Origin of the sequence: Streptomyces goshikiensis (assembly GCF_014650555.1) — a bacterium.
Classification (GTDB): Bacteria; Actinomycetota; Actinomycetes; order Streptomycetales; family Streptomycetaceae; genus Streptomyces; species Streptomyces goshikiensis.
Window position 1 is genome coordinate 39,908 of the sequence record NZ_BMVE01000011.1, and the last position, 20,089, is coordinate 59,996.

The following is a 20,089-nucleotide window of genomic DNA, read 5'->3' on the forward strand; positions in this document are numbered from 1 at the left end:
GAGCGACGATGACCGCCACTGCCGACGAACTGCTGCTCCCCGTACCCGACGAGGACGGTGCCCCGTTCTGGGAGTACGCCGCCCGCGGCGAACTGCGGATCCAGGCCTGCGCCTCGTGCGGCAGGCTCCGCTTCCCGCCGAGGCCGTGCTGCCCGCACTGCCGGTCCTTCGACTCCCAGTGGCGCCCGATGAGCGGGCGCGGCCGGATCTGGTCGTACGTCCGGCCGCACCCGCCGCTGCTGCCCGCGTACGCGGCGCAGGCCCCGTACAACGTCATCCTCGTGGAGCTCGCCGACGCGCCGGGGATCCGGCTGGCCGGGAACCTGGTGGCCGCCGCCGACGCCCCGCTCGACTCGGTGGACCCGGGGCGGCTGCGCATCGGGGCGAAGGTCCAGGTCGCGTTCACCGAGGTCGGCGGGATGGCCGTGCCGCGCTGGCTGCTGGAGCGGTCGTGACGGTACGGGTCGAGCGGGACGGGGAGAGCGGCGTCGCGGTCGTCACCCTGGACCGCGAGCGCCGGCACAACGCCATCGACCTGGAGACCGCCGCCGAACTGGCCTCCGTGTGGCGGGGGTTGCGCTACGAGGACGCGGTGCGGGCGGTGGTGGTGACGGGCGCCGGGCGCGCCGCGTTCTGCACCGGCATCGACCGCGCGGTGGAGGTTCCGCAGCCGGGCTCCCCGTACTCCGTCGACGATCCGCTGACGGAGATCGGCCCGAAGGCCAACGACCTGTGGAAGCCGGTGATCGCCGCCGTCAACGGCATGGCCTGCGGCGGCGCCTTCTACGTCCTGGGCGAGGCGGAGTTCCTGATCGCCTCGGAGACGGCCGTCTTCTTCGACCCGCACACCACGTACGGGATGGTCAGCGCCTACGAGGCCGTCTACATGGCGCAGCGGATGCCGTTCGGCGAGGTCGCCCGGATGTCCCTGATGGGCACGGCGGAACGGCTCTCCGCGCGCCGGGCCCACGAGATCGGCCTGGTCTCCGAGCTGACGGCGCCCGAGGAGCTGCTCCCGGCGGCGCTGCGGGCGGCGCGGACGCTGGCCGGGTTCCCGACGGAGGCGGTGCAGGGCACCGTACGGGCGCTGTGGTCGGCGAAGCGGGCGGCGCTGCGGCAGGCCCTGGACCAGGCGCCGGCGCTGATCACGCTGGGGAACCTGGCGCCGGAGCGGCAGGCCGAACTGTTCGCGGGGCGGCGCGGGGCGCCGGAGCCCAGGGTGCGGTGATTCAGCGGGTGCGCTTGGGGTTCGGCCTGGAGGTGGACTTCGGCTTGGGCTTGGAACCCGGCTTGCCGACGCCGGAGCCGGAGCCAGTGCCGGAGCCGGAGTCGGAGCCGGAGCCGTCGGACGTACCGGATGGGCTCGGGGTGGCGGCCGGGACGGTGTCGATCCGGCCGACGGCGCAGCCGCGTACGTCCGCGGCCCGGGCCGGGAGGGTCATCGCCACCTCCACGGTCCGGCTCTCGCGCGACTCCAGCGCGACCTCGACGGAGGCGGAGTCGACGGGCCCGGCCGCGCCCTCGAAGACGAGCGGCACCCGGAAGGTGCGGGCGCCCGTCACGTCGGAGGTGACCTTGAGGGTGGCCTTCGTCCGGCCCTGCCCGGCGCAGGTGACGACCTCGGCGTGAGCGGGCGGCGCGGCCGGCGAGCCGGTGGGGGTGGCCGAGGCGGTCGCGCTGCCGCCGCCGCTGCCGCCGTGGGACTTCTTCTTCGGCTTGCCGCTCTTGGAACTGGAGCATCCGCCGCCGCTGCTGCTGTTGCTCTTGCTCTTCCCGCTGCCGCTGCCGTTGCCGCCGCTCGACGAGAAGCCCGTCAGCGCCAGTACGACGAAGGCGAGCACCGCCGCGAACCTGATCCGACGTCCAGCCACCATGGCCTGAATCCCTCCCCCGCGGCTAACGGCGGGCCACGCTATCAGGCCCGGGTGCGCGCGCTCGCGCCCCGGTGCGGCGCTCAGCGCGGGGGGTCCGCCGCCAGGCCGCGGGTGCGCAGGTCCGCCAGGGAGTCGGTGTACTTGAGCATCAGGCGGGCGAAGTCGAGGCGGTCCCGCTCCGGCCAGTCGGCGGTGATGTACTCGAACGCGGAGCGCTGGTGGCGGCGGAAGCGGGCCATGAGCTCCCGGCCGGCCGGGCTGAGGTGGAGCACCGTGCGGCGGCCGTCCCGCTGTGAGGCGCCACGGATGACGTAACCGGCCTTGATGGTGTCGCTGACCATGCGGCTGGCGACCGAGGGGTCCACTCCGAGCAGTTCGGCGATGCCGCCGACGGTGATCTCCCGGTCGGGATCCTGCGTGGCCTCGGCCTCCAGGACGTGGTTGAGGACCAGCGTCCGGCTCAGGTCCTTCGCCGAGATCGGGTTCTCGACCTCCAGCAGCGAGGTGCGGCGCAGCTTGGAGAACGCGGGGCCCACGGCGTCCAGCAGTTCGTCGGCCGTCATCGGCGCGTCCGCCGGCTCGTTCCTCGTCATGCGCTCACCCTACCTGCGTGAGTTCGCGCAGACATGTGTTGACCTGAAAACGTGTGCATGCGAGCATGCATATGTACGCAGCGATGTATTGAACGTCCGAGCGGAGATTCCCTTGACCACTCTCATCACCGGCGCCCGCGGCAAGGTCGCCCAAGCCGTCATCCAGCGCCTGCACTCCGCCGGCACCCGCGTCCGGGCCGCCAGCGCCCGGCCCGCCGAGCTGACCGTCCCGGCCGGCGTCGAAACCGCAGCACTCGCCCTGGACCGGCCCGAGACCTTCGGCGCCGCGCTCAGCGGCGTCCGCAGCGTCTTCCTCTACCCCGAGCCCGCCGGCATCCACGAGCTGGTCAAGGCCGCCGAGGCCGCCGGGGTCGAACACGTCGTACTGCTGTCCTCCGCCTCGGTCCTCGCGCCCGGCGCCGAGACCGACCCGCTGGCCTCCCACAGCCTCCGGGTCGAACGCGCCCTGGCCGGAGCCGGCTTCACCGTCACCCTGCTGCGCCCCGACGCGTTCGCCACGAACGCCCTCGGCTGGGCATACCCCATCGGCCGGGACCTGCCGGTCCGGCTCGCCCACCCCGAGGCCACCCTCGCGCCGATCCACCCCGCCGACATCGCCGACATCGCCGTACGCGCCCTGACCGGCGACGGCGGCTCCCTCGCCGGCCGCGCCCTGACCCTCACCGGCCCGGAGCAGCTGACCTTCCGCGAGCAGCTCGCCGTCGTCTCCGACGCCATCGGCCGCGCCGTCCCCGTCGAGCCGATCACCCGCGAGCGGGCCGCCGAGGAGATGGCCGCCCACATGCCCGCCGCGATGGCCGGCTCGCTCCTCGACCTGTGGGCCGCCGCCACCGTCACGCCTGTGGCCGTCGCCGACACCACCGAGACCCTGCTCGGCGCGCCCGCCCGCACCTTCCGGCAGTGGGCCCGCGAGAACGCCCACGCCTTCCGGGCGCCCGGCAGGTGATCCGTCCCGCGCCCGGACATGACGGCGGCCCCGTCCCACGGGGGGACGGGGCCGGCCAGTCGTGACAGGCGGAAGCGTGATCAGGCGGCTTCGACGACGCCGGAAGCGGCGATCTCGACCTTGCCCTTGGGGGCGCCGGACTGGGAGCCCAGGGCCTCGATCTGGTCGACGAGCTCCTGGCCCGAGACGACCTCGCCGAAGACGACGTGCTTGCCGTCGAGCCACGGGGTGACGACGGTGGTGATGAAGAACTGCGAGCCGTTGGTGTTGCGGCCGGCGTTCGCCATCGACAGCAGGTACGGGCGGTCGTGCTTCAGCTGGAAGTTCTCGTCGGCGAACTTCTCGCCGTAGATGCTCTTGCCGCCGGTGCCGTTGTGGTTGGTGAAGTCGCCACCCTGCAGCATGAACTGCGGGATGACGCGGTGGAAGCCGGAGCCCGCGTAGCCGAAGCCGTGCTGGCCGGTGGCCAGCTCGCGGAAGTTCTTCGCGGTCTGCGGAACGACCTCGTCGAAGAGCTGGAAGACGATGCGGCCGGCCGGGGCGCCGTTGATGTTGATGTCGAAGTAAACGTTGCTCATGGGGTCCATCCTGTCACTCCCGGTGCCGTACGCGACTCAGCGGGGCCCGGGCGCCGCCCGAGCCGGGCACCTGACCGGGCACCGGACGGGGCCAGAGCTGGGCCCGGGCCGGGCGACGTCCCAGGTCAGGTGCTGGTGCGGGTGCCCGTCCCCTTGGCCGCGTCCAGGGCGTACACGCAGCGGTCCTTGCTGCACGCGTACACCACGCCCGCCTCCGCCACCGGGGCGCCCGCGATCTCCCCGCCCGTGGCGAGCTTCCAGCGCAGCTGGCCCCCCGCCGCGTCCAGGGTGTACAGGCAGTGGTCCGCCGAGCCGAAGTGCACCCGGCCGTCCGCGACCGCCGGCGGGCCGGTGATCTCCCCGCCCGCCGCGAACCGCCACTTCGGGGTGCCGGTGACCGCGTCCAGCGTGTACAGGGCGCTGCCCGCCCCGAGGTGGACGTTGCCGGCGACGACCAGCACCGGATCCGCCGAAGGCCGCGGCTCCGTCGCGATGCGCCAGCGGTCCTTGCCGGTGACCGCGTCCAGGGCGTAGACGGTGCCCAGGTGGTCGGCCAGGTAGACCCCGCCGCCCGTCACCGCCGCGCCCGGCGCGAAGGCCGGGGCCGCCAGGAACACCGCGGGCGCCTCGAAGTGCCAGCGGACCCGGCCCGAGGCCCGGTCCACCGACAGCACCCGGGTGCCCGCAGCGACGTACACGTTGCCGTCCGGCGCCGGGGTGACCCGTACGGGCACGTTCGCGCAGGACGCCGCGTCGCCGACGGGGTAGGACCAGGACTCCCGGCCGGTGCGGGCGTCCAGGGCCCGCAGCCGGGCGTCCTGCCACACGTACACCGTGCCGTCGTGGAGGACGGGGGCCGCCTCCGGGGTCTCGAAGTCCGTCTGCGCGCCGGTCAGCTCCCACAGCTTGTGGCCGCCCGAGGCCTCCCAGCCCTGGACTCCGCCGCCGCGCGTGGCGGTCACGACGGTGCCGTGCTCGGCGCGCAGCGCGTACACCCAGGCGTCGGCGGACACCCGCCACCGCTCGGAGCCGTCGGTGGCGTCGAGTGCGAAGAGCGAGGGGCCGTCGGAGGCGTGGATACGGCCGTCCGCGACGGCCATGGACCAGGCGACGTCGCGCGTCTTGAACTGGCGCCGGCCGCTGGCCACATCGAGGGCGTGCACCTCGAAGGAGGTGACGTACAGCAGGTCACCGGCGACGGTCGGGGTGCCCCACACCTCGTTGGACATGCGGAAGCGCCACGGCCGCCAGCGTCCGCTGTCGGGGGCCGGGCCGGTACGGGCTTCGGTACGGCCGTCGATGCCCGAGGCCGGGCCGGGGACGCCGGCGGCGGCCTCCAGCGCGGCCCCCGGGGAACCGCCTGGCGGGCGCACCCACCCGGTCGCCGAGTCCGCCGCGGCCTGCCCGGAGGGAGCCACGGCGCCCGCCCGCGGCCCGGGCCCGATCGGCACCGGCGAACCGCCGAGCCGCACGGGCACGCCCGAGGGCGCCGGGGACATCGGCGGGTGGTGCGGGCGCGGCGGGGCGGCGTGCCCCGTGCGCGGGTCCGTGTACGGCTCGACGCCGCGCGGGCGGCGGTGCGTGGCGACCTCGGAGCCGGAACCGGAACCGGCCCCGGATCCCGGGGACGGGCGGCGCGGGACGGGCATCGCCGGAGCGGTGCGCTGCCCGGCCCGGCGGGCCTCGATCATCGCGACGGCCCGGCCGGGCAGCCACGCGGAGGCGGTGCCGCTGTCGTCTCCGCCGTCGAAGAGGTGCGGGGCCAGCTGCGCCTGGAGGTCGGCCGGGGTGGGCCGCTGCGTGGCGTCCATCTGCATGCAGGACTCGATCAGCGGCCGCAGCTCCTCCGGGAGCCCCTCCAGGTTGGGGCCCTCGCGGAGCAGCATGAACACCGTCTCCACCGGGTTCGCCCCGTGGTACGGGGGGTGTCCGGTCGCCGCGAAGACGAGCGTGGAGCCGAGCGAGAACACGTCGCTGGCGCCCTTGACGCTGCGCGAGTCCTTCGCCTGCTCGGGCGACATGTACGCGGGGGTGCCGACGGCGACGTTCGTCATGGTCAGGCGGGTGTTGGAGACACCGCTCGCGATGCCGAAGTCGATCACGCGGGGGCCGTCCTCGACGACCAGCACGTTGGACGGCTTCAGGTCGCGGTGCACCAGCCCCGCCCCGTGGATCGACTGCAGCGCCTCGGCGATGCCGGCCGCGAGCCACCGTACGGCCTGGGCGGGCATCGGCCCGCACTCGTTGACGATCTCCTCCAGGGAGGGCGCCGGGACGTACGCGGTCGCCAGCCACGGCACGGCGGCGCGCGGGTCCGCATCGACGACGGCCGCCGTGTAGAAGCCGGACACCGCGCGCGCGGCCTCCACCTCGCGGGTGAAGCGCACCCGGAACAGCTGGTCCTCGGCGAGCTCGGTGCGCACCGTCTTGATCGCCACTCTGCGTCCGGACGCCGACCGTGCGAGATAGACCAGCCCCATGCCGCCGGCGCCGAGCCGTCCCAGCACCTCGAAGGGGCCGATCCGTCTCGGGTCGTGCTGCGTCAGCTGCTCCACCACTCGCCTCCACACCTCCCCGTACGGGCCCTCGCCGGGCCCGTCGTTCCACCGGTCGCGCGGCGGCACGCGGCGGTCGGCCCCGTGCAGCGTCTCACTCCGGGACGCCGCCCGGGTCGCGCAACCCCGATTCTGTCAGGCCCGCGCCTGCTCCGGTCCCTGCTCAGGCCGCGCTTTCGCACGAGGCTCCGAGAGGATCCCGAAGACGGCCCCCTGATTGTCGGCGAGGACGGCGATCCGCCCGTACGGCGTATCGAAGGGATCGGCGGTGACCCGGCCGCCGAGGCGCTTGGCCGTGGCGACCGTCTGGTCGCAGTCCGGGACGGCGAAGTAGAGCAGGAAATGGGCCGGCATGATCTCCGGGAAGGCGTCGGTGATCATGGTCCGGCCGAGGACGGCGGTGTCGGAGCCGGGCACGCTGCCGGGCGGGGACCAGACCCGGTACTCGACGCCGCTCCCGGGGTCGTCCTGGTCCTCGGGGACGTAGCCGAAGACCTTGGAGTAGAAGACGTCGACCGCGTCGCGGGCGCGGGTGTAGACCTCCGACCAGCAGTACGTGTAGGGCTCCTGCTGGGCGTCGAACCCGTGGTGGGTGCCGGGCTGCCAGAGGCCGAAGACGGCGCCGCCGGGGTCGGCGGCCATGGCGGCCGTGCCGTAGGGGCCGACGGGCTGGGGGTCCATCACCATCTGGCCGCCGGCGGCGCGGATGCGGGCGGCGCACGCGTAGGCGTCCGAGGTGTAGAGGTACACCCCCCAGACGGTGGGCATCCGGCCGTCGGGCTTGGGGGCGAGGGCGGCGACGTTGCGGCCGAGGCTGTAGGCCTGGGTGTAGCCGCCGTACCGGGGCCCCGCGCCGGGGCCGAAGGTCCACCCGAAGAGCTCACCGTAGAAGCGCTTGCCCGCCTCGACGTCCGGGAGGGAGGCGTCGACCCAGCAGGGTGCGCCTTCCGCGAATGCGGCCATGAGCCCGGTTCCTTCCGTCGTGCCCCTGAAACAGGATGTGCCCGAAAACTTGTCCACAGCCTGTTGATAAGACTATTCGGGGGATACGCCACGATACGTACCGGATGCCACTGTCGCGCGAGCGGGGCCGGGCGGAGGGCGGGCGGGGGCCGGGCGAAGGGCGTGCCGGGCGCCGGGCCGGGGCCGGGCGGGGCGCTCCGGGCAGGCCGGAATCCGCCCCCTCGGTCCTCCCGGAGCCGCTCCCCGCCCGGGTCTGAGCCCGGACAACCCCATTTGCAGGCGGCCGAATCGCGCCGGGATCACCCCTCGGTAAGCTGACGGCATGACAGGACAAGTACGCACCGTCGACGGGCGTGTCGCCGGCCGGCGCGGCCAGGCGACGCGGCAGAAGCTGCTCGACTGCCTCAGCGAGATGCTCAGCTCCTCGCCGTACCGCGACGTCAAGGTGATCGACGTCGCGCGCAAGGCCGGTACCTCCCCCGCGACCTTCTACCAGTATTTCCCGGACGTCGAAGGCGCCGTCCTGGAGATCGCCGAGCAAATGGCCACCGAGGGCGCGCAGTTGACGGCGCTCGTCGAGGGCCGCAACTGGGTCGGCAAGGCTGGCTGGGCGGCCGCCGAGGAGCTCGTCGAGGGATTCCTGGACTTCTGGCGGGCCAACGACGCGATCCTCCGGGTCGTCGACCTCGGCGCGGCCGAGGGCGACAAGCGGTTCTACAAGATCCGCATGAAGATCCTGAACTCCGTCACCAACTCCCTCACGGAATCGATGAAGGAGCTCCAGGCCAAGGGCAAGGTCGACAAGGACCTCAGCCCGGCGGCGATGGCGGGATCCCTGGTCGCGATGCTGGCCGCGGTCGCCTCGCACCAGAAGGGCTTCCAGACCTGGGGCGTGAAACAGGCCGAGCTCAAGCCGAACCTGGCGCTGCTCGTGCACCTGGGCATCACCGGCAAGAAGCCGACCAAGTAACGGCGGACCCCGGATCACCTCCGGGGGTCCGCCGCGGTCAGACGCCTGCGATCAGCGACGCTCCAGGCGGAACAGCCGGATCTCGCGCTCGATGCGCGCCTGGTACGTCGCGTACGGCGGCCAGAAAACCAGCACCGCCCGCCACGCCGCCGCGCGCTCCTCGCCCTCCAGCAGGCGGGCTCGTACGGCGATGTCCCGGCCCTTCCAACTCACGTCCGCGTCGGGGTTCTTGAGCAGGTTCCCGGTCCATGCCGGGTGTCCCGGGCGGCCGAAGTTGGAGCCGATCAGCAGCCAGGTCCTGCCGCCGTCCTCCGGCATGCAGGCGAGCGGCGTGGTGCGCGGCTCTCCGGTCCTGGCGCCCTTGGCGGTGAGGATCACGCCGGGGAGCATCTGGGCGCTGAGCATGACCTTGCCGCGGCTCAGCTTGTGCACCGCCTTGTCCAGCGCCGGGATGAAGTGCGGGGCGAGCTTGGCGAACAGCACGGTCGAGGAGATCTTCTGCATGAGCTTGACGCCGGGAGCCATCAGACGGCCACCCTTTCCAGGATCGGCCGGTGGCCCCGGTCCGGCGGACCGCCGAACAGGCCCGCCCGGTCGGCGGCGTGCGCGCGCAGCCGGTGGACGGGGCCGAACAGCAGCTCGTCCGCGGCGGCCCGCTTGAAGTAGAGGTGCGCGTCGTGCTCCCAGGTGAAGCCGATGCCGCCGTGCAGCTGGATCGCCTCGCCGGCGGTCGTCCGCAGCGCCTCCAGCGCCTGGGCGAGCGCGAGGCCGCCCTGCTCCGGGTCCCAGGCGGCGTAACAGGCCGCGGAGCGGGCCGCCTGCACCTGGACGTAGAGGTCGGCGAGCCGGTGCTTGACGGCCTGGAAGGAGCCGATGGCCCGGCCGAACTGCTCGCGCCCCCGGACGTACTCGACCGTCCGGGCGAGGGCCTGCCCGGCCGCGCCGACCGCCTCGGAGGCCAGTACGGCGGCGGCGGTGCGCCCGGTGGCGGCGAGCGCCCCCGGTACGTCGCCCTCCGGGTCGCCCAGCAGCTCGGCGGGGACGTCGCGCAGCTGCACCCGCGCCTGCGGCCGGGTCTCGTCGAGGGTGGTCTGCCGGGTCCGTACGAGGCCGGGCGCGTCCTCCCGTACGAGGAACAGCAGGATCCGGCTGCGGGCGAAGCCGCCGGTGTGCGCGGCGACGAGGAGCAGGCCGGCGCTGTGCCCGTCGAGCACCTGGGCGGCCTCTCCGTAGAGCCGCCAGCCGTCCGGGGCGGTGCCGGCGCGGGCCTGGACCCCGCCGGCGCGGCCGCCGCCGGCCCATTCGCCCGGGGTGTTGTCGCCGGTCAGCGCGAGGGCGGTGGCGAGGGCGGGGCCGGGGACGGCGAGGGCCGCGGTGAGCCCTCCGGTGGCGAGCGGCGGCAGCAGGGCGGCCCGCTGGGCGGCGGTGCCGAGCGCGGTGATCAGCGGCACGGCGAGCGCGGCGGTGGCCAGCAGGGGCGAGGGCAGCAGCGCCCTCCCGGTCTCCTCGCAGGCCAGGGCCAGGTCGGCGGGGGCGCAGCCGACGCCGCCGTACTCCTCGGCGACGGCGAGGCCGGGCAGGCCGAGCCGCCGGGAGAGCTGCTGCCACAGCTCCAGGTCGTATCCGGCGGCGGTGCGGACGGCGGCCTTGACCTCGTCCGGACCGCAGCGTTTGCCCAGGATCTCGCGCAGGGTGCGGCGCATCTCGTCCTGCTCCGCGGTGAAGGCGGCGTCCATCGTCGGGCTCCTCCCCGTATCTGACGGGGCGTCATGTTAGGGCGGGCGGAGCGAGATGCACAGGGGGCGGGACGGGTCGCCGCGCACTAGAAACTGACGTAGCGTCAGATGTACGGTCGCTCCATGTCTGGACTCCTCCACGGCCCCACCGCCGAACCCGCCGCCGCGCCGCGCCGCCGCCGGGTCGCGGTCGTCGGCGTCGCCCTGTCGGACTGCGGCCGCGTGGACGGCCCCACCCCCTACGCCCTGCACGCGCAGGCCGCCCGCCGCGCCCTGGCCGACTCCGGCCTCGACCGCCGCGTCATCGACGGCTTCGCCTCGGCGGGCCTCGGCACGCTCGCGCCGATCGAGGTCGCCGAATACCTGGGGCTGCGCCCCGCCTGGGTCGACTCCACCTCGGTCGGCGGCGCCACCTGGGAGGTCATGGCCGCGCACGCGGCGGACGCGATCGCCGCCGGCCACGCGAACGCCGTGCTCCTGGTCTACGGCTCGACGGCCCGGGCCGACATCAAGGCCCGGCGCCGCACCTCGAACCTCTCCTTCGGAGCGCGGGGACCGCTCCAGTTCGAGGTGCCGTACGGGCACACCCTGATCTCCAAGTACGCGATGGCGGCCCGCCGCCACATGCACGAGTACGGGACGACCCTGGAGCAGCTCGCCGAAGTGGCCGTCCAGACCCGGGCGAACGCGGCGGCGAACCCGGACGCCATGTTCCGCGACCCGCTGACGGTCGGCGAGGTCCTGTCCGGCGAGATGATCGCGGACCCCTTCACGAAGCTGCACTGCTGCATCCGCTCGGACGGCGGCTGCGCGGTCCTGCTCGCGGCGGAGGACTACGTACCGGACACCGCCAAGGCCCCCGTCTGGGTCCTGGGCTCGGGCACCGCCGTCTCGCACACCACGATGTCGGAGTGGGAGGACTTCACCGTCTCCCCGGCCGCGGTCTCCGGCCGCCTGGCCTTCGAACGGGCGGGCCTGACCCCGGCGGACGTGGACCTCGCCGAGATCTACGACGCCTTCACGTACATGACCCTGGTGACGCTGGAGGACCTCGGCTTCTGCGGGAAGGGCGAGGGCGGCGCCTTCGTCGAGAAGGGCCGGCTCCTGCGCGGCGGCGAGCTCCCGGTCAACACGGACGGCGGCGGCCTGTCGGCCTGCCACCCGGGCATGCGCGGCCTCTTCCTCCTGGTCGAGGCCGTCCGCCAACTCCGCGGCGAAGCGGGCCCGAACCGCCAGGTCACCAAACCCGACGGCCACCTCCCGGAAGTGGCCCTCGCCTCGGGCACGGGGGGCTGGTTCTGCTCATCGGGCACGGTGATATTGGGGCGGGGGTAGGGGCGGGGCCGGGGCCGGGGAGTACCCGCGGGCCGGGACCGGACCGATGACGCGCCGCCGGCGGACCGGGGCAAGACGGGCGGGATCCCTGCGGGGCGGGGTGGGGGTGTGCGGGGTCCACGCGGGGCGGGACAGGACAGCGCTGGGGGCTTCCCGCCAGTCTCACTGTCCTTCCGTGTCGGTCCGGCCCGTCAAGGGCGCTCACTGCGTTCGCGTCGCTTCGCGATGGCCTTCGGCCACCCTTGACAGCCCGGCCCGCCCCGGAATGCCAAAGACTGTCGGGAACCCCCCAAAGAACGGTCAGGGGGGACCATGACCACCCAGCTGTGCTGAGACGCCTGAGCGGGCGCCCTGCCCAGCGGAGACCGCCGCCCTCCGGGCGGAACCCCCTCCGAACCTGCACCCCACGACGTTCAGAACAACCAAGGCAGCGGTCAGGCGCCCCAGATCGCTACCCGCCTGCCTCTCGGCTTGGCGGCTGCGGCCCGTCTTGGGCTGGACATAAGCCGCCCACGATCGCTACCCGCCTGCCTCTCGGCTTGGCGGCTGCGGCCCGTCTGGGGCTGGGCATAGGCCGCCCACGACCGGAACGCAGCGGAGACCGGCCGGCGGCCGCAGGTAGTCGGGTGGTGTGGCCTGAGACGGTCGGATGCGTCATTTCGTGCAGGTTGGAGGCCATCGGACCTCCAGAGACCCCAATCCACCCCAATCCTGTCCGGATTGGGGTGGTTTGGTGGGTGGGTGTGGGCTGTCTGTCGCTCTGACTGCAATCCAGGCTGATCTCTTCGTCTTCTGGCTACAAGAAGCCACCAACAAGCCGCAGCCGCGTGAGATGAGGAGCATGCCGGGGCCGTGGGCGGCTTGTGTTCAACCACGGCCAGGCCGCAGCCGCGTGGGCGAGACGCGCGTGGCGAGCGTGGGCGGCTTATGTCCAGCCCCAGACAAGCCGCAGCCGCGTGGGGCGAGAAGCATGTCCGGGCCGTGGGCGGCTTATGTCCAGCCACAGACGGGTCGCAGCCGCTGAGCCGAGTGGTAGGCGGGTAGCGATCTGATGCGCCTGAACGCTGACCTGGTTGATCTGGATGCCATGGAGTGCAGGTCCGGGAGGGTTTCCGCCCGGAGGGCGGCGTTTCCGCCAGGCCAGGGCTCCCGCCCAGGCGTCTCGCGATGGTCTGGTTGGACCCTTCCCCCTGACCGTTCTTTGGGGGGTTCCCGACAGTCTTTGGCATTCCGGGGCGGGCCGGGCTGTCAAGGGTGGCCGAAGGCCATCGCGAAGCGACGCGACCGAAGGGAGCGCCCTTGACGGGCCGGACCGAACCGGAAGGACAGTGAGACTGGCGGGAAGCCCCCAGCACGGTTCGACCCCGCCCCGCGTGGACCCCGCACACCCCCACCCCGGCCGACGGCCGTCCCGGGCCCCCGCCCCCGTCCCGGCACACGTGGAACCCCGCCCCGGCGGCGCGTTACCAGTCCAGGCGCGCCAGGGGGCGGCCCGTCGGGGCTATGGGGATGTCGTGGGAGCGGTGGTCGAGGTCGATCAGGCGGATCGTGTCGGGGGTGAGCCATTGCGCGTGGAGGATGCCCTTGGACCAGTCCGCGTCGTCGTACCGGGCCACCGGCCAGCGGCGGGTGGCCGGGAACGGGCCCTGGTCCACGTAGACCTCCCAGCCCGGGTCCGCCAGCGGCGAGACGCGTTCCACCACCAGGCGGCGGGGCGCGCCCGCGCCGCCCGGGGCCGTGACGTCGTACTGCTGCGCGGGGAAGGGGTCGGCCGCCATCAGCCCCAGCGGGACGAGCAGGGCGGCCAGGAGCCCCGCGCCCGCCAGGGCGGCGACCGCCTTGTCGGCGCCGGGGCCGCGCGAGCGCAGCGCGGCGCCCGTGGCGAGGGCGGCGCCGGCGAGGGGGACGAGGAGCCACGGGCTGTTCAGCTCGGCCACGACGGCCAGGCCGCCCGGACGTTCGTACAGCCGGCCGGCGATCGCGGCCACCGCGCACATGCCGGCGAGGGCGATCAGCCCGAGCCCCGCACCTCGGCGTATCTTCATGGACCCGCACCCTAACCTGACCCCATGACCAGCGACTTCCACGCCACCTTGCACTCCCTGCGCGTCTGGGACGGGACCCTCCCCGGCTTCGACACCGACGTCGCGCCCGCCGAGCCGCTCCCCCTGTTCCGGGAGTGGTTCGTGCACGCCGCGCGGGCCGGGCAGCAGGAGCCGCACACGATGAGCCTGGCGACCGTCGACTCCGACGGGCGGCCCGACGTACGCACGCTGATGCTGCACGACGCCGACGCCCGCGGCTGGCACTTCGCCACGCACGCCACCAGCGCCAAGGGCCGCCAGCTGGCCGGGCATCCGGACGCCGCGCTGGGGTTCTACTGGCCGACGGTGGCGCGGCAGGTGCGGATCCGGGGCCGGGTCGGCGCCTGTGGCCCGCGGGAGAGCCGGGCCGACCTCGCGGTGCGGTCGCGGGGTGCGCTCGCGGCCGCGCTGACCGGGCGGCAGAGCGAGGTGCTGGGCTCCGTACGGGAGCTGGCCGAGGCCTCGGCGGCGGCGTGGGAGCGGGCCGGCGCGGAGCCGGACGCCCCGGCTCCGACCTGGACGCGGTACGTACTGGACGCCGCCGAGGTGGAGTTCTTCCAGGGCGACCCGATGCGACGGCACGTCCGGCTGCGGTACCTGCGCGGCGGTGACGGCTCCTGGACGCGCGACCTCCTCTGGCCGTAGCCGTGGCCGTGGCCGTAGCCCGTCGCCGTCGCCGTCGCCGTGGCCCCACCGCCCCGGCTCACACCGGCCGGAACACCGCCACCGCGATCCCCGGGGCCGCCTCGCGGAAGGTGGCCTCCAGGGGCATGCCGACGCTCAGGCGGGCGTGCTCGCACTCCACGACCTCCGTCATCATCCGGGGTCCTTCCGCCAGGTCGACCACGGCCGCCACGTAGGGGACCCGCGTCCCGAACGGCGGGAGGTCGTTGCGGTGGATCACCGACCAGGTGTAGAGCGTGGCGCGGCCGCTCGCCGCCTCCCACGTCACCCGGTCCTCCCCCGCCCAGCAGAACGGGCAGAACTCCCGCGGGTAGTGGTGCGCGCGCCCGCACTCCCCGCAGCGGCGCAGCAGCAGCCGGCCCTCGGCGGCCGCGTCCCAGTAGGGGCGGGTGAACTCGTCCACCTCGGGCAGGTCGTAGCGGGCGGCGGAGCCGCCGCCGGCGGCGCTCACCGGAACAGTCCGATCGCGGCGTCGAGCGACCAGGTCTGCCAGGCGATCGCGAAGAGCGCGACGAGCGAGATGAGCGCCATCATCGCGTTCTGCCCCTGCTCGGCCCAGTCGTGGATCATCAGCACCAGGTAGAGCAGGTTCAGCAGCAGTCCGCCCACCAGCGCGACCGGGGTCAGGAACCCGAGCACCAGGCCCAGCCCGAGGGCGAGTTCCGCGTAGACGACGACGTACGCCATCAGGCGCGGCCTCGGCCGGACGACCTTCTCGAAGCCGCCCTTCACGAACGGCCAGCGGTGCTTGCCCGCGACGTCGGCCGCCCAGGCGATGCCGGTGCCGCGCTCGAACCAGCCCTTCTTGTCCTTGTGCCGCCAGCTCTCCAGCCACCACAGGCCGAGGCCTATCCGGAGCACGGCGAGCCATTCGGCCCCGCTGAGCCAGATGGTCCGCATCGGCGTCCACCCCTCCACTAGCCTTGGATCTGACGGTACGTCAGTTCACCGGATGCCGGGCGATCCCGCAAGACCTCCGGCCCTCCGCGGGTCCCGTGATCGATCCGCAATCGATTCCCCGCCCGTCCGAGACCCATCAACCCAGCGTGGCGATACGCTCACACCTCATGCCCGGAGTCCCCGCAGCACCCGACATGAGCAGCACCCAGCCCCGCCCCGTCTACGTGATCGGCGCCGGGCCCGGCGGCCTCGCCGTCGCCGCCGCGCTGCGCGCCCGAGGGGTGCGCGCGGTGGTCGTCGAGAAGTCCGACGGCGTCGGCGCCTCCTGGCGGGGGCACTACGCCCGGCTCCACCTGCACACCACCCGCCGCCTCTCCGCCCTCCCCGGGCTGGCCATTCCGCGCCGGTTCGGGCGGTGGGTGTCGCGGGACGACGTGGTGCGGTACCTGGAGAAGTACGCCGAGTTCCACGAGCTGGAGCTGGTGACCGGGGTCGAGGTGACCCGGATCGAGCGCGCGCCCGCCGTGGCCGGTGCCGGGGACGACGCCAGGGACGGCGGCGGAGCCGCAGCCGGCGAGGGGCCCGGCTGGCTCCTGCACGCCAGCGGCGGCCGGGTGCTCGCCGGCCGGGCCGTGGTCGTGGCGACCGGCTTCAACCACACCCCGCGCCTGCCGGACTGGCCCGGCCGGGACACGTACACCGGCGCGCTCGCGCACGCCGCCGCCTACCGCGACCCGAAGCCGTACGAGGGCCGGGACGTACTGGTCGTCGGCGCCGGCAACACCGGCGCCGAGATAGCCGTCGACCTGGCCGAGGGCGGGGCGGCGCGGGTCCGCCTCGCCGTGCGCACCGCCCCGCACATCGTGCGCCGCTCCACCGCCGGCTGGCCCGCCCAGCGCACCGGGATCCTGGTGCGGCGGCTGCCGGTGCGCCTGGTGGACCGGCTCGGCGCGCTCACCGCGAAGGTCTCCGTCCCGGACCTGACCGCGTACGGGCTCCCGCGCCCGGAGTCCGGCCTGTACAGCAGGGTCCGCCAGGGCGCGATCCCGGTGCAGGACGTCGGCCTGATCGCCGCCGTACGGGCGGGCACGGTGGAGCCGGTGGCCGCCGTCGAGGCGTTCGACGGCGCCGAGGTGGTCCTCGCGGACGGCTCGCGCATCACCCCGGACGCGGTGGTCGCCGCCACCGGTTACCGGCGCGGCCTGGAGGGGCTGATCGGGCACCTCGACGTGCTCGACGAGCGCGGGCGGCCGCTCGCGCACGGCCGGCGCACCCCGGCGCAGGCCCCCGGCCTGTACTTCACCGGCTTCACCAACCCCATCAGCGGGATGTTCCGGGAGATGGCGCTGGACGCCGAGAAGATCGCCAAGGCGCTCGCCCGCCGGCTCGGCGTCCGCGCCGAGGCCCGGCGGGCGGCCGCGCACCTACCGGACACCGGCCTACGCCCGGTAGACCCCCCGGCCTGACCTCCCCGGCCCGGCCCGCCCGCCCCGCGACACCCGCCCCGGCCCGGCCCGGCCGCCTGCGGCGGCCCACGGCGGGATGCGGACGGGCGGCCGAATCGCGCCCTGGACCGGTGCCCGGGGGGTCTGCGACCGTTCCACACATCACCTCCACCAGCTTTCCCGCGCAGGCCTGTTCCTGACGGCGCGTCAGTTCAGTAATCTGACTACGCGTCAGTTAAGGAGTTCACGGAGATCTTCGAGCAGGGAGCGGGCGGAACGATGCTTGGATCTACTCACGGCACCCTCACCACCGACTTCCGCGCGCGCGTCGAGGCCTGCGGGGAAACCCCCCGGACGGCGGTGCACTCCACCGCGGCGCCGTCCGCCGAGGACACCGCCGCGCTCGACGTCAGCGGACGGCCCCTGCGCTCCGACGTGCCCGACCTGGACCGGTTCTTCCGGCCCGAGTCCGTGGCCGTCATCGGCGCCTCCGACACCGAAGGCCGGCCCAACACCGGCATCACCCGGCAGCTCATCGCCTGGGCGCAGCGCGTCGGCGCCCGGGTCCACCCCGTGCACCCCACCCGTACCAGCGTCTTCGGGCTGCCGTGCCGCGCCTCGGTGGCCGAGCTGCCCGAGCAGGTGGACCTCGCGGTGCTGCTCGTCGCCGATCCGCTGCCCGTCATCGAGGAACTGGCCGAGGCCAAGGTGAAGTTCGCCGTGGCCTTCGCCTCCGGATTCGCCGAGACCGGCGACGCGGGCGCCGCCGCGCAGGAGCGGCTCGCCGCCGCCGTGCGCCGCTCCGGCCTGCGCCTGCTCGGCCCGAACACCAACCTCAACGCCTTCGAGCGGTTCCGCGACGACCTCGACGGCCCGGCCATCGCGCTGATCACCCAGTCCGGCCACCAGGGCCGCCCCGTCTTCACCCTCCAGGAGCTCGGCATCCGCCTCTCCCACTGGGCGCCCACGGGCAACGAGGCCGATCTGGAGACCTCCGACTTCATCTCGTACTTCGCCGAGCGGCCCGAGGTCGGGGCCATCGCCTGTTACGTCGAGGGCCTCCGGGACGGCCGCCAGTTCCTCCTCGCCGCCGACCGGGCCGCCCGCAACGGGGTCCCCGTCGTCGCCGTGAAGGTCGGCCGCACCGAGACCGGCGCCCGGACGGCCGCCTCCCACACCGGGAAGCTGACCGGCGCGGACACCGTCGTGGACGCCGCCATGCGGCAGTTCGGGGTGATCCGCGTCGACGGCCTCGACGAGCTCCAGGACACCGCCGCGCTGCTGGCCCGGGCCCGTAAACCCCTGGCCGACGGGGTGGTCGTCTACTCCATATCCGGCGGCACCGGCGCGCACTTCTCGGACCTGGCGAGCGAGGCGGGCCTGAGCCTGCCGACCCTCTCGCGGGCCAAGCAGGACGAGCTGCACCAGTGGATCCCGGAGTACCTGAACGTCGCCAACCCCGTCGACAACGGCGGCCACCCGGTGGGCGACTGGCGCGGCCGCAAGATCATCGACGCGATCCTCGCGGACCCGTCCGTCGGCGTGCTGATCTGCCCGATCACCGGCCCGTTCCCGCCCATGAGCGACAGGCTCGCGCAGGACCTGGTGGACGCGGCGGAACAGAGCGACAAGCTGGTCTGCGTGATCTGGGGATCCCCGGTCGGTACCGAGGAGGCCTACCGCACGACCCTCCTCGGCTCCTCCCGGGTGGCCACCTTCCGTACGTTCGGCAACTGCATCACCGCCGTACGGGCCTACCTCGGCCACCACCGGTTCACGGCCGGCTACCGCTCCCCCTTCGAGGACGCCCCGCGCACGCCCTCGCCCTCGTACCGCAAGGCGCAGGCCCTGATGCGGCCGGGCCAGCAGCTCAGCGAGCACGCGGCGAAGCAGCTGCTGCGCGCGTACGGGATACGGGTGCCCCGCGAGCAGCTCGTCACCAGCGCGGCGGCCGCCGTGCGCGCGGCGGGGCTGGTCGGGTACCCGGTGGTGATGAAGGCGTCGGGCCCGCAGCTCGGGCACAAGACGGAACTCGGGCTGGTGAAGATCGGCCTGACCTCGGCGAGCCAGATCCGGGACGCCTACCGGGAGCTGACCGACATCGCCCGCTACGAGAACGTCCCGCTGGACGGGATCCTGGTCTGCCAGATGGTGGAGCGGGGCGTCGAGATGGTCGTCGGCGTCACCCGGGACGACCTGTTCGGCCCGACCGTGACGGTGGGCCTCGGCGGGGTCCTGGTGGAGGTCCTGCACGACGCGGCGGTACGGGTGCCGCCGTTCGGCGAGGACCAGGCGCGGGCGATGCTGACCGAGCTGCGCGGCCACGCGCTGCTGGAAGGCGTACGGGGCGCTCCCCCGGCCGATGTCGACGCCCTGGTGGAGGTCGTGCTGCGGGTCCAGCGGATGGCGCTGGAGCTGGGCGACTCCCTCTCCGAGCTGGACATCAACCCGCTGATGGTCCTGCCGCGCGGCCAGGGGGCGGTGGCGCTGGACGCCCTCGCCGTCTGCCGCTGATCCGCTGCCGCTGATGTCCGATGCCTTGGCGCCGGTGCGCCGAGCTGTGTCCCACCCACCCCGAACGGGAGTTCACCGTATGACCGGCATCTCCGAGGACGAGGTACTGCACCGCTTCGAGGGCGGGGTCTCGTGGATCACGCTCAACCGGCCCGAGGCGATGAACGCCGTCACCTGGGAGCAGCGCGAGCGCGTCATCGCGCTGCTCGGGGCGGCCTCGGCCGATCCGGGCGTGCGGGCGGTGGTGGTCACCGCGACCGGGAAGGGGTTCTGCGCGGGCGCGGATCTGCGCGGGGCGCCGGCCGCCGGGGAGCGGGTGGCGGGTGACGTGGCGCGGATGATCCGGCTGGGGGCGCAGCGGCTGATCACGGCGGTGCTGGACTGCGAGAAGCCCGTCATCGCCGCCGTCAACGGCACGGCCGCCGGGATCGGCGCCCATCTGGCGCTCGCCTGCGATCTGGTCATCGCCGCGGAACCGGCCCGGTTCATCGAGGTGTTCGTCCGCCGCGGGCTGGTGCCGGACGGCGGGGGCGCGTACCTGCTCCCGCGCCTCGTCGGCCCGCAGAAGGCGAAGGAGCTGATGTTCTTCGGCGACGCGGTCCCGGCGGCCGAGGCCGAGCGGCTGGGGCTCGTCAACCGGGTGGTCCCGGCCGAGGCCCTGGAGGAGAGCGCCCGCGAGTGGGCGGAGCGCCTCGCGCAGGGGCCGACCCGCGCCCTGGCGATGACGAAGCAGCTGGTCAACGCCTCCCTCGACGGCGACCGGGCGACCGCGCTGGCCGCGGAGGCGACCGCCCAGGAGCTCAACATGGGCACCGCCGACGCGAACGAGGGCGTGGCGAGCTTCGTGGAGCGCCGTACGCCCAAGTACCTCGGCCGCTGAGCCGCCGTCCG

The 20,089-nt window shown here is 74.1% G+C and carries 19 protein-coding genes; 9 read left to right on the top strand and 10 right to left on the bottom strand.

Going from position 1 to position 20,089, the window contains the following annotated elements:
• The first annotated feature begins 8 nt into the window (after positions 1–8).
• Both IE248_RS26780 and IE248_RS26785 read left to right on the top strand, forming a co-directional pair.
• A complete protein-coding gene (locus tag IE248_RS26780) occupies positions 9–455 on the top strand; it encodes a Zn-ribbon domain-containing OB-fold protein (protein ID WP_190031973.1) in 447 nt (148 codons plus the stop codon).
• Positions 452–1,228: an enoyl-CoA hydratase/isomerase family protein gene (locus tag IE248_RS26785; RefSeq protein WP_037797767.1), complete on the top strand. Its 777-nt coding sequence runs from the start codon at positions 452–454 to the stop codon at positions 1,226–1,228. Before IE248_RS26780 ends, IE248_RS26785 begins: the two co-directional genes overlap by 4 nt.
• Before the next feature lies 1 nt (position 1,229).
• Here the strand turns inward: IE248_RS26785 and IE248_RS26790 are convergent, their stop codons facing one another.
• Both IE248_RS26790 and IE248_RS26795 read right to left on the bottom strand, forming a co-directional pair.
• Entirely contained in the window at positions 1,230–1,874 is a 645-nt protein-coding gene (locus IE248_RS26790; RefSeq protein WP_190031974.1) for a hypothetical protein, read from the bottom strand.
• A gap of 80 nt (positions 1,875–1,954) precedes the next feature.
• The gene (locus IE248_RS26795) at positions 1,955–2,467 is read right to left on the bottom strand and encodes a MarR family winged helix-turn-helix transcriptional regulator (protein ID WP_073799567.1); all 513 of its coding nucleotides are present in this window, start codon (positions 2,465–2,467) and stop codon (positions 1,955–1,957) included.
• 112 nt (positions 2,468–2,579) lie between these two features.
• On the opposite strand from IE248_RS26795, the gene IE248_RS26800 reads away from it, so the two are divergent.
• Positions 2,580–3,434: an NAD(P)H-binding protein gene (locus IE248_RS26800; RefSeq protein ID WP_190031975.1), complete on the top strand. Its 855-nt coding sequence runs from the start codon at positions 2,580–2,582 to the stop codon at positions 3,432–3,434.
• Positions 3,435–3,514: 80 nt separating this feature from the next.
• Here the strand turns inward: IE248_RS26800 and IE248_RS26805 are convergent, their stop codons facing one another.
• From IE248_RS26805 to IE248_RS26815, 3 genes are all read right to left on the bottom strand, one after another.
• Positions 3,515–4,012 (bottom strand): peptidylprolyl isomerase, encoded by a 498-nt coding sequence (locus tag IE248_RS26805; RefSeq protein ID WP_037797770.1) that lies wholly within the window; start codon positions 4,010–4,012, stop codon positions 3,515–3,517.
• A gap of 125 nt (positions 4,013–4,137) precedes the next feature.
• Positions 4,138–6,567, bottom strand: coding sequence for a protein serine/threonine kinase AfsK (gene afsK / locus IE248_RS26810; RefSeq protein ID WP_190031976.1), 2,430 nt, complete (start codon positions 6,565–6,567; stop codon positions 4,138–4,140).
• Between the two features lie 135 nt (positions 6,568–6,702).
• Positions 6,703–7,530 carry a VOC family protein gene (locus IE248_RS26815; RefSeq protein WP_037797773.1) on the bottom strand — a complete coding sequence of 276 codons (828 nt, stop codon included), beginning with the start codon at positions 7,528–7,530 and terminating at the stop codon, positions 6,703–6,705.
• A gap of 322 nt (positions 7,531–7,852) precedes the next feature.
• Between IE248_RS26815 and IE248_RS26820 the strand changes: the two genes are divergently transcribed.
• On the top strand, positions 7,853–8,500 hold the full coding sequence (locus IE248_RS26820) for a TetR family transcriptional regulator (RefSeq protein ID WP_037797775.1): 648 nt from the start codon (positions 7,853–7,855) through the stop codon (positions 8,498–8,500).
• A 51-nt stretch (positions 8,501–8,551) separates the two neighbouring features.
• Here the strand turns inward: IE248_RS26820 and IE248_RS26825 are convergent, their stop codons facing one another.
• Both IE248_RS26825 and IE248_RS26830 read right to left on the bottom strand, forming a co-directional pair.
• Complete coding sequence (locus IE248_RS26825) at positions 8,552–9,025, bottom strand: nitroreductase family deazaflavin-dependent oxidoreductase (protein WP_100582893.1); 474 nt, start codon at positions 9,023–9,025, stop codon at positions 8,552–8,554.
• Positions 9,025–10,236, bottom strand: coding sequence for an acyl-CoA dehydrogenase family protein (locus IE248_RS26830; RefSeq protein ID WP_100582892.1), 1,212 nt, complete (start codon positions 10,234–10,236; stop codon positions 9,025–9,027). Before IE248_RS26830 ends, IE248_RS26825 begins: the two co-directional genes overlap by 1 nt.
• A 123-nt stretch (positions 10,237–10,359) precedes the next feature.
• On the opposite strand from IE248_RS26830, the gene IE248_RS26835 reads away from it, so the two are divergent.
• Positions 10,360–11,571, top strand: a complete 1,212-nt coding sequence (locus IE248_RS26835; protein WP_073799682.1) for a thiolase C-terminal domain-containing protein — start codon at positions 10,360–10,362, stop codon at positions 11,569–11,571.
• A 1,463-nt stretch (positions 11,572–13,034) separates the two neighbouring features.
• Here IE248_RS26835 and IE248_RS26840 read toward each other — a convergent pair.
• On the bottom strand, positions 13,035–13,616 hold the full coding sequence (locus tag IE248_RS26840) for a hypothetical protein (RefSeq protein ID WP_190031977.1): 582 nt from the start codon (positions 13,614–13,616) through the stop codon (positions 13,035–13,037).
• 24 nt (positions 13,617–13,640) lie between these two features.
• On the opposite strand from IE248_RS26840, the gene IE248_RS26845 reads away from it, so the two are divergent.
• Positions 13,641–14,300, top strand: coding sequence for a pyridoxine/pyridoxamine 5'-phosphate oxidase (locus IE248_RS26845; protein ID WP_037797781.1), 660 nt, complete (start codon positions 13,641–13,643; stop codon positions 14,298–14,300).
• Positions 14,301–14,358: 58 nt separating this feature from the next.
• Here IE248_RS26845 and IE248_RS26850 read toward each other — a convergent pair whose 3' ends face one another.
• Positions 14,359–14,790: a Zn-ribbon domain-containing OB-fold protein gene (locus IE248_RS26850; protein ID WP_107419613.1), complete on the bottom strand. Its 432-nt coding sequence runs from the start codon at positions 14,788–14,790 to the stop codon at positions 14,359–14,361.
• On the bottom strand, positions 14,787–15,239 hold the full coding sequence (locus tag IE248_RS26855) for a DoxX family membrane protein (protein ID WP_190031978.1): 453 nt from the start codon (positions 15,237–15,239) through the stop codon (positions 14,787–14,789). The genes IE248_RS26850 and IE248_RS26855 overlap by 4 nt, the downstream gene beginning before the upstream one ends.
• Before the next feature lie 194 nt (positions 15,240–15,433).
• Between IE248_RS26855 and IE248_RS26860 the strand changes: the two genes are divergently transcribed.
• From IE248_RS26860 to IE248_RS26870, 3 genes are all read left to right on the top strand, one after another.
• The gene (locus IE248_RS26860) at positions 15,434–16,705 is read left to right on the top strand and encodes a flavin-containing monooxygenase (RefSeq protein ID WP_229895555.1); all 1,272 of its coding nucleotides are present in this window, start codon (positions 15,434–15,436) and stop codon (positions 16,703–16,705) included.
• Between the two features lie 258 nt (positions 16,706–16,963).
• A complete protein-coding gene (locus tag IE248_RS26865) occupies positions 16,964–19,198 on the top strand; it encodes an acetate--CoA ligase family protein (RefSeq protein ID WP_100582937.1) in 2,235 nt (744 codons plus the stop codon).
• 79 nt (positions 19,199–19,277) lie between these two features.
• A complete protein-coding gene (locus IE248_RS26870; protein ID WP_008742640.1) occupies positions 19,278–20,078 on the top strand; it encodes an enoyl-CoA hydratase/isomerase family protein in 801 nt (266 codons plus the stop codon).
• Positions 20,079–20,089: the final 11 nt, after the last annotated feature.

Coding starts and splice junctions, on each gene's coding strand:
- IE248_RS26815 (WP_037797773.1), bottom strand. CDS start 7,530: ATGGCCGCATTCGCGGAAGGCGCACCCTGCTGGGTCGACGCCTCCCTC.
- IE248_RS26805 (WP_037797770.1), bottom strand. CDS start 4,012: ATGAGCAACGTTTACTTCGACATCAACATCAACGGCGCCCCGGCCGGC.
- IE248_RS26860 (WP_229895555.1), top strand. CDS start 15,434: ATGAGCAGCACCCAGCCCCGCCCCGTCTACGTGATCGGCGCCGGGCCC.
- IE248_RS26835 (WP_073799682.1), top strand. CDS start 10,360: ATGTCTGGACTCCTCCACGGCCCCACCGCCGAACCCGCCGCCGCGCCG.
- IE248_RS26865 (WP_100582937.1), top strand. CDS start 16,964: ATGCTTGGATCTACTCACGGCACCCTCACCACCGACTTCCGCGCGCGC.
- IE248_RS26845 (WP_037797781.1), top strand. CDS start 13,641: ATGACCAGCGACTTCCACGCCACCTTGCACTCCCTGCGCGTCTGGGAC.
- IE248_RS26830 (WP_100582892.1), bottom strand. CDS start 10,236: ATGGACGCCGCCTTCACCGCGGAGCAGGACGAGATGCGCCGCACCCTG.
- IE248_RS26870 (WP_008742640.1), top strand. CDS start 19,278: ATGACCGGCATCTCCGAGGACGAGGTACTGCACCGCTTCGAGGGCGGG.
- IE248_RS26790 (WP_190031974.1), bottom strand. CDS start 1,874: ATGGTGGCTGGACGTCGGATCAGGTTCGCGGCGGTGCTCGCCTTCGTC.
- IE248_RS26820 (WP_037797775.1), top strand. CDS start 7,853: ATGACAGGACAAGTACGCACCGTCGACGGGCGTGTCGCCGGCCGGCGC.
- IE248_RS26795 (WP_073799567.1), bottom strand. CDS start 2,467: ATGACGAGGAACGAGCCGGCGGACGCGCCGATGACGGCCGACGAACTG.
- IE248_RS26840 (WP_190031977.1), bottom strand. CDS start 13,616: ATGAAGATACGCCGAGGTGCGGGGCTCGGGCTGATCGCCCTCGCCGGC.
- IE248_RS26855 (WP_190031978.1), bottom strand. CDS start 15,239: ATGCGGACCATCTGGCTCAGCGGGGCCGAATGGCTCGCCGTGCTCCGG.
- IE248_RS26825 (WP_100582893.1), bottom strand. CDS start 9,025: ATGGCTCCCGGCGTCAAGCTCATGCAGAAGATCTCCTCGACCGTGCTG.
- IE248_RS26780 (WP_190031973.1), top strand. CDS start 9: ATGACCGCCACTGCCGACGAACTGCTGCTCCCCGTACCCGACGAGGAC.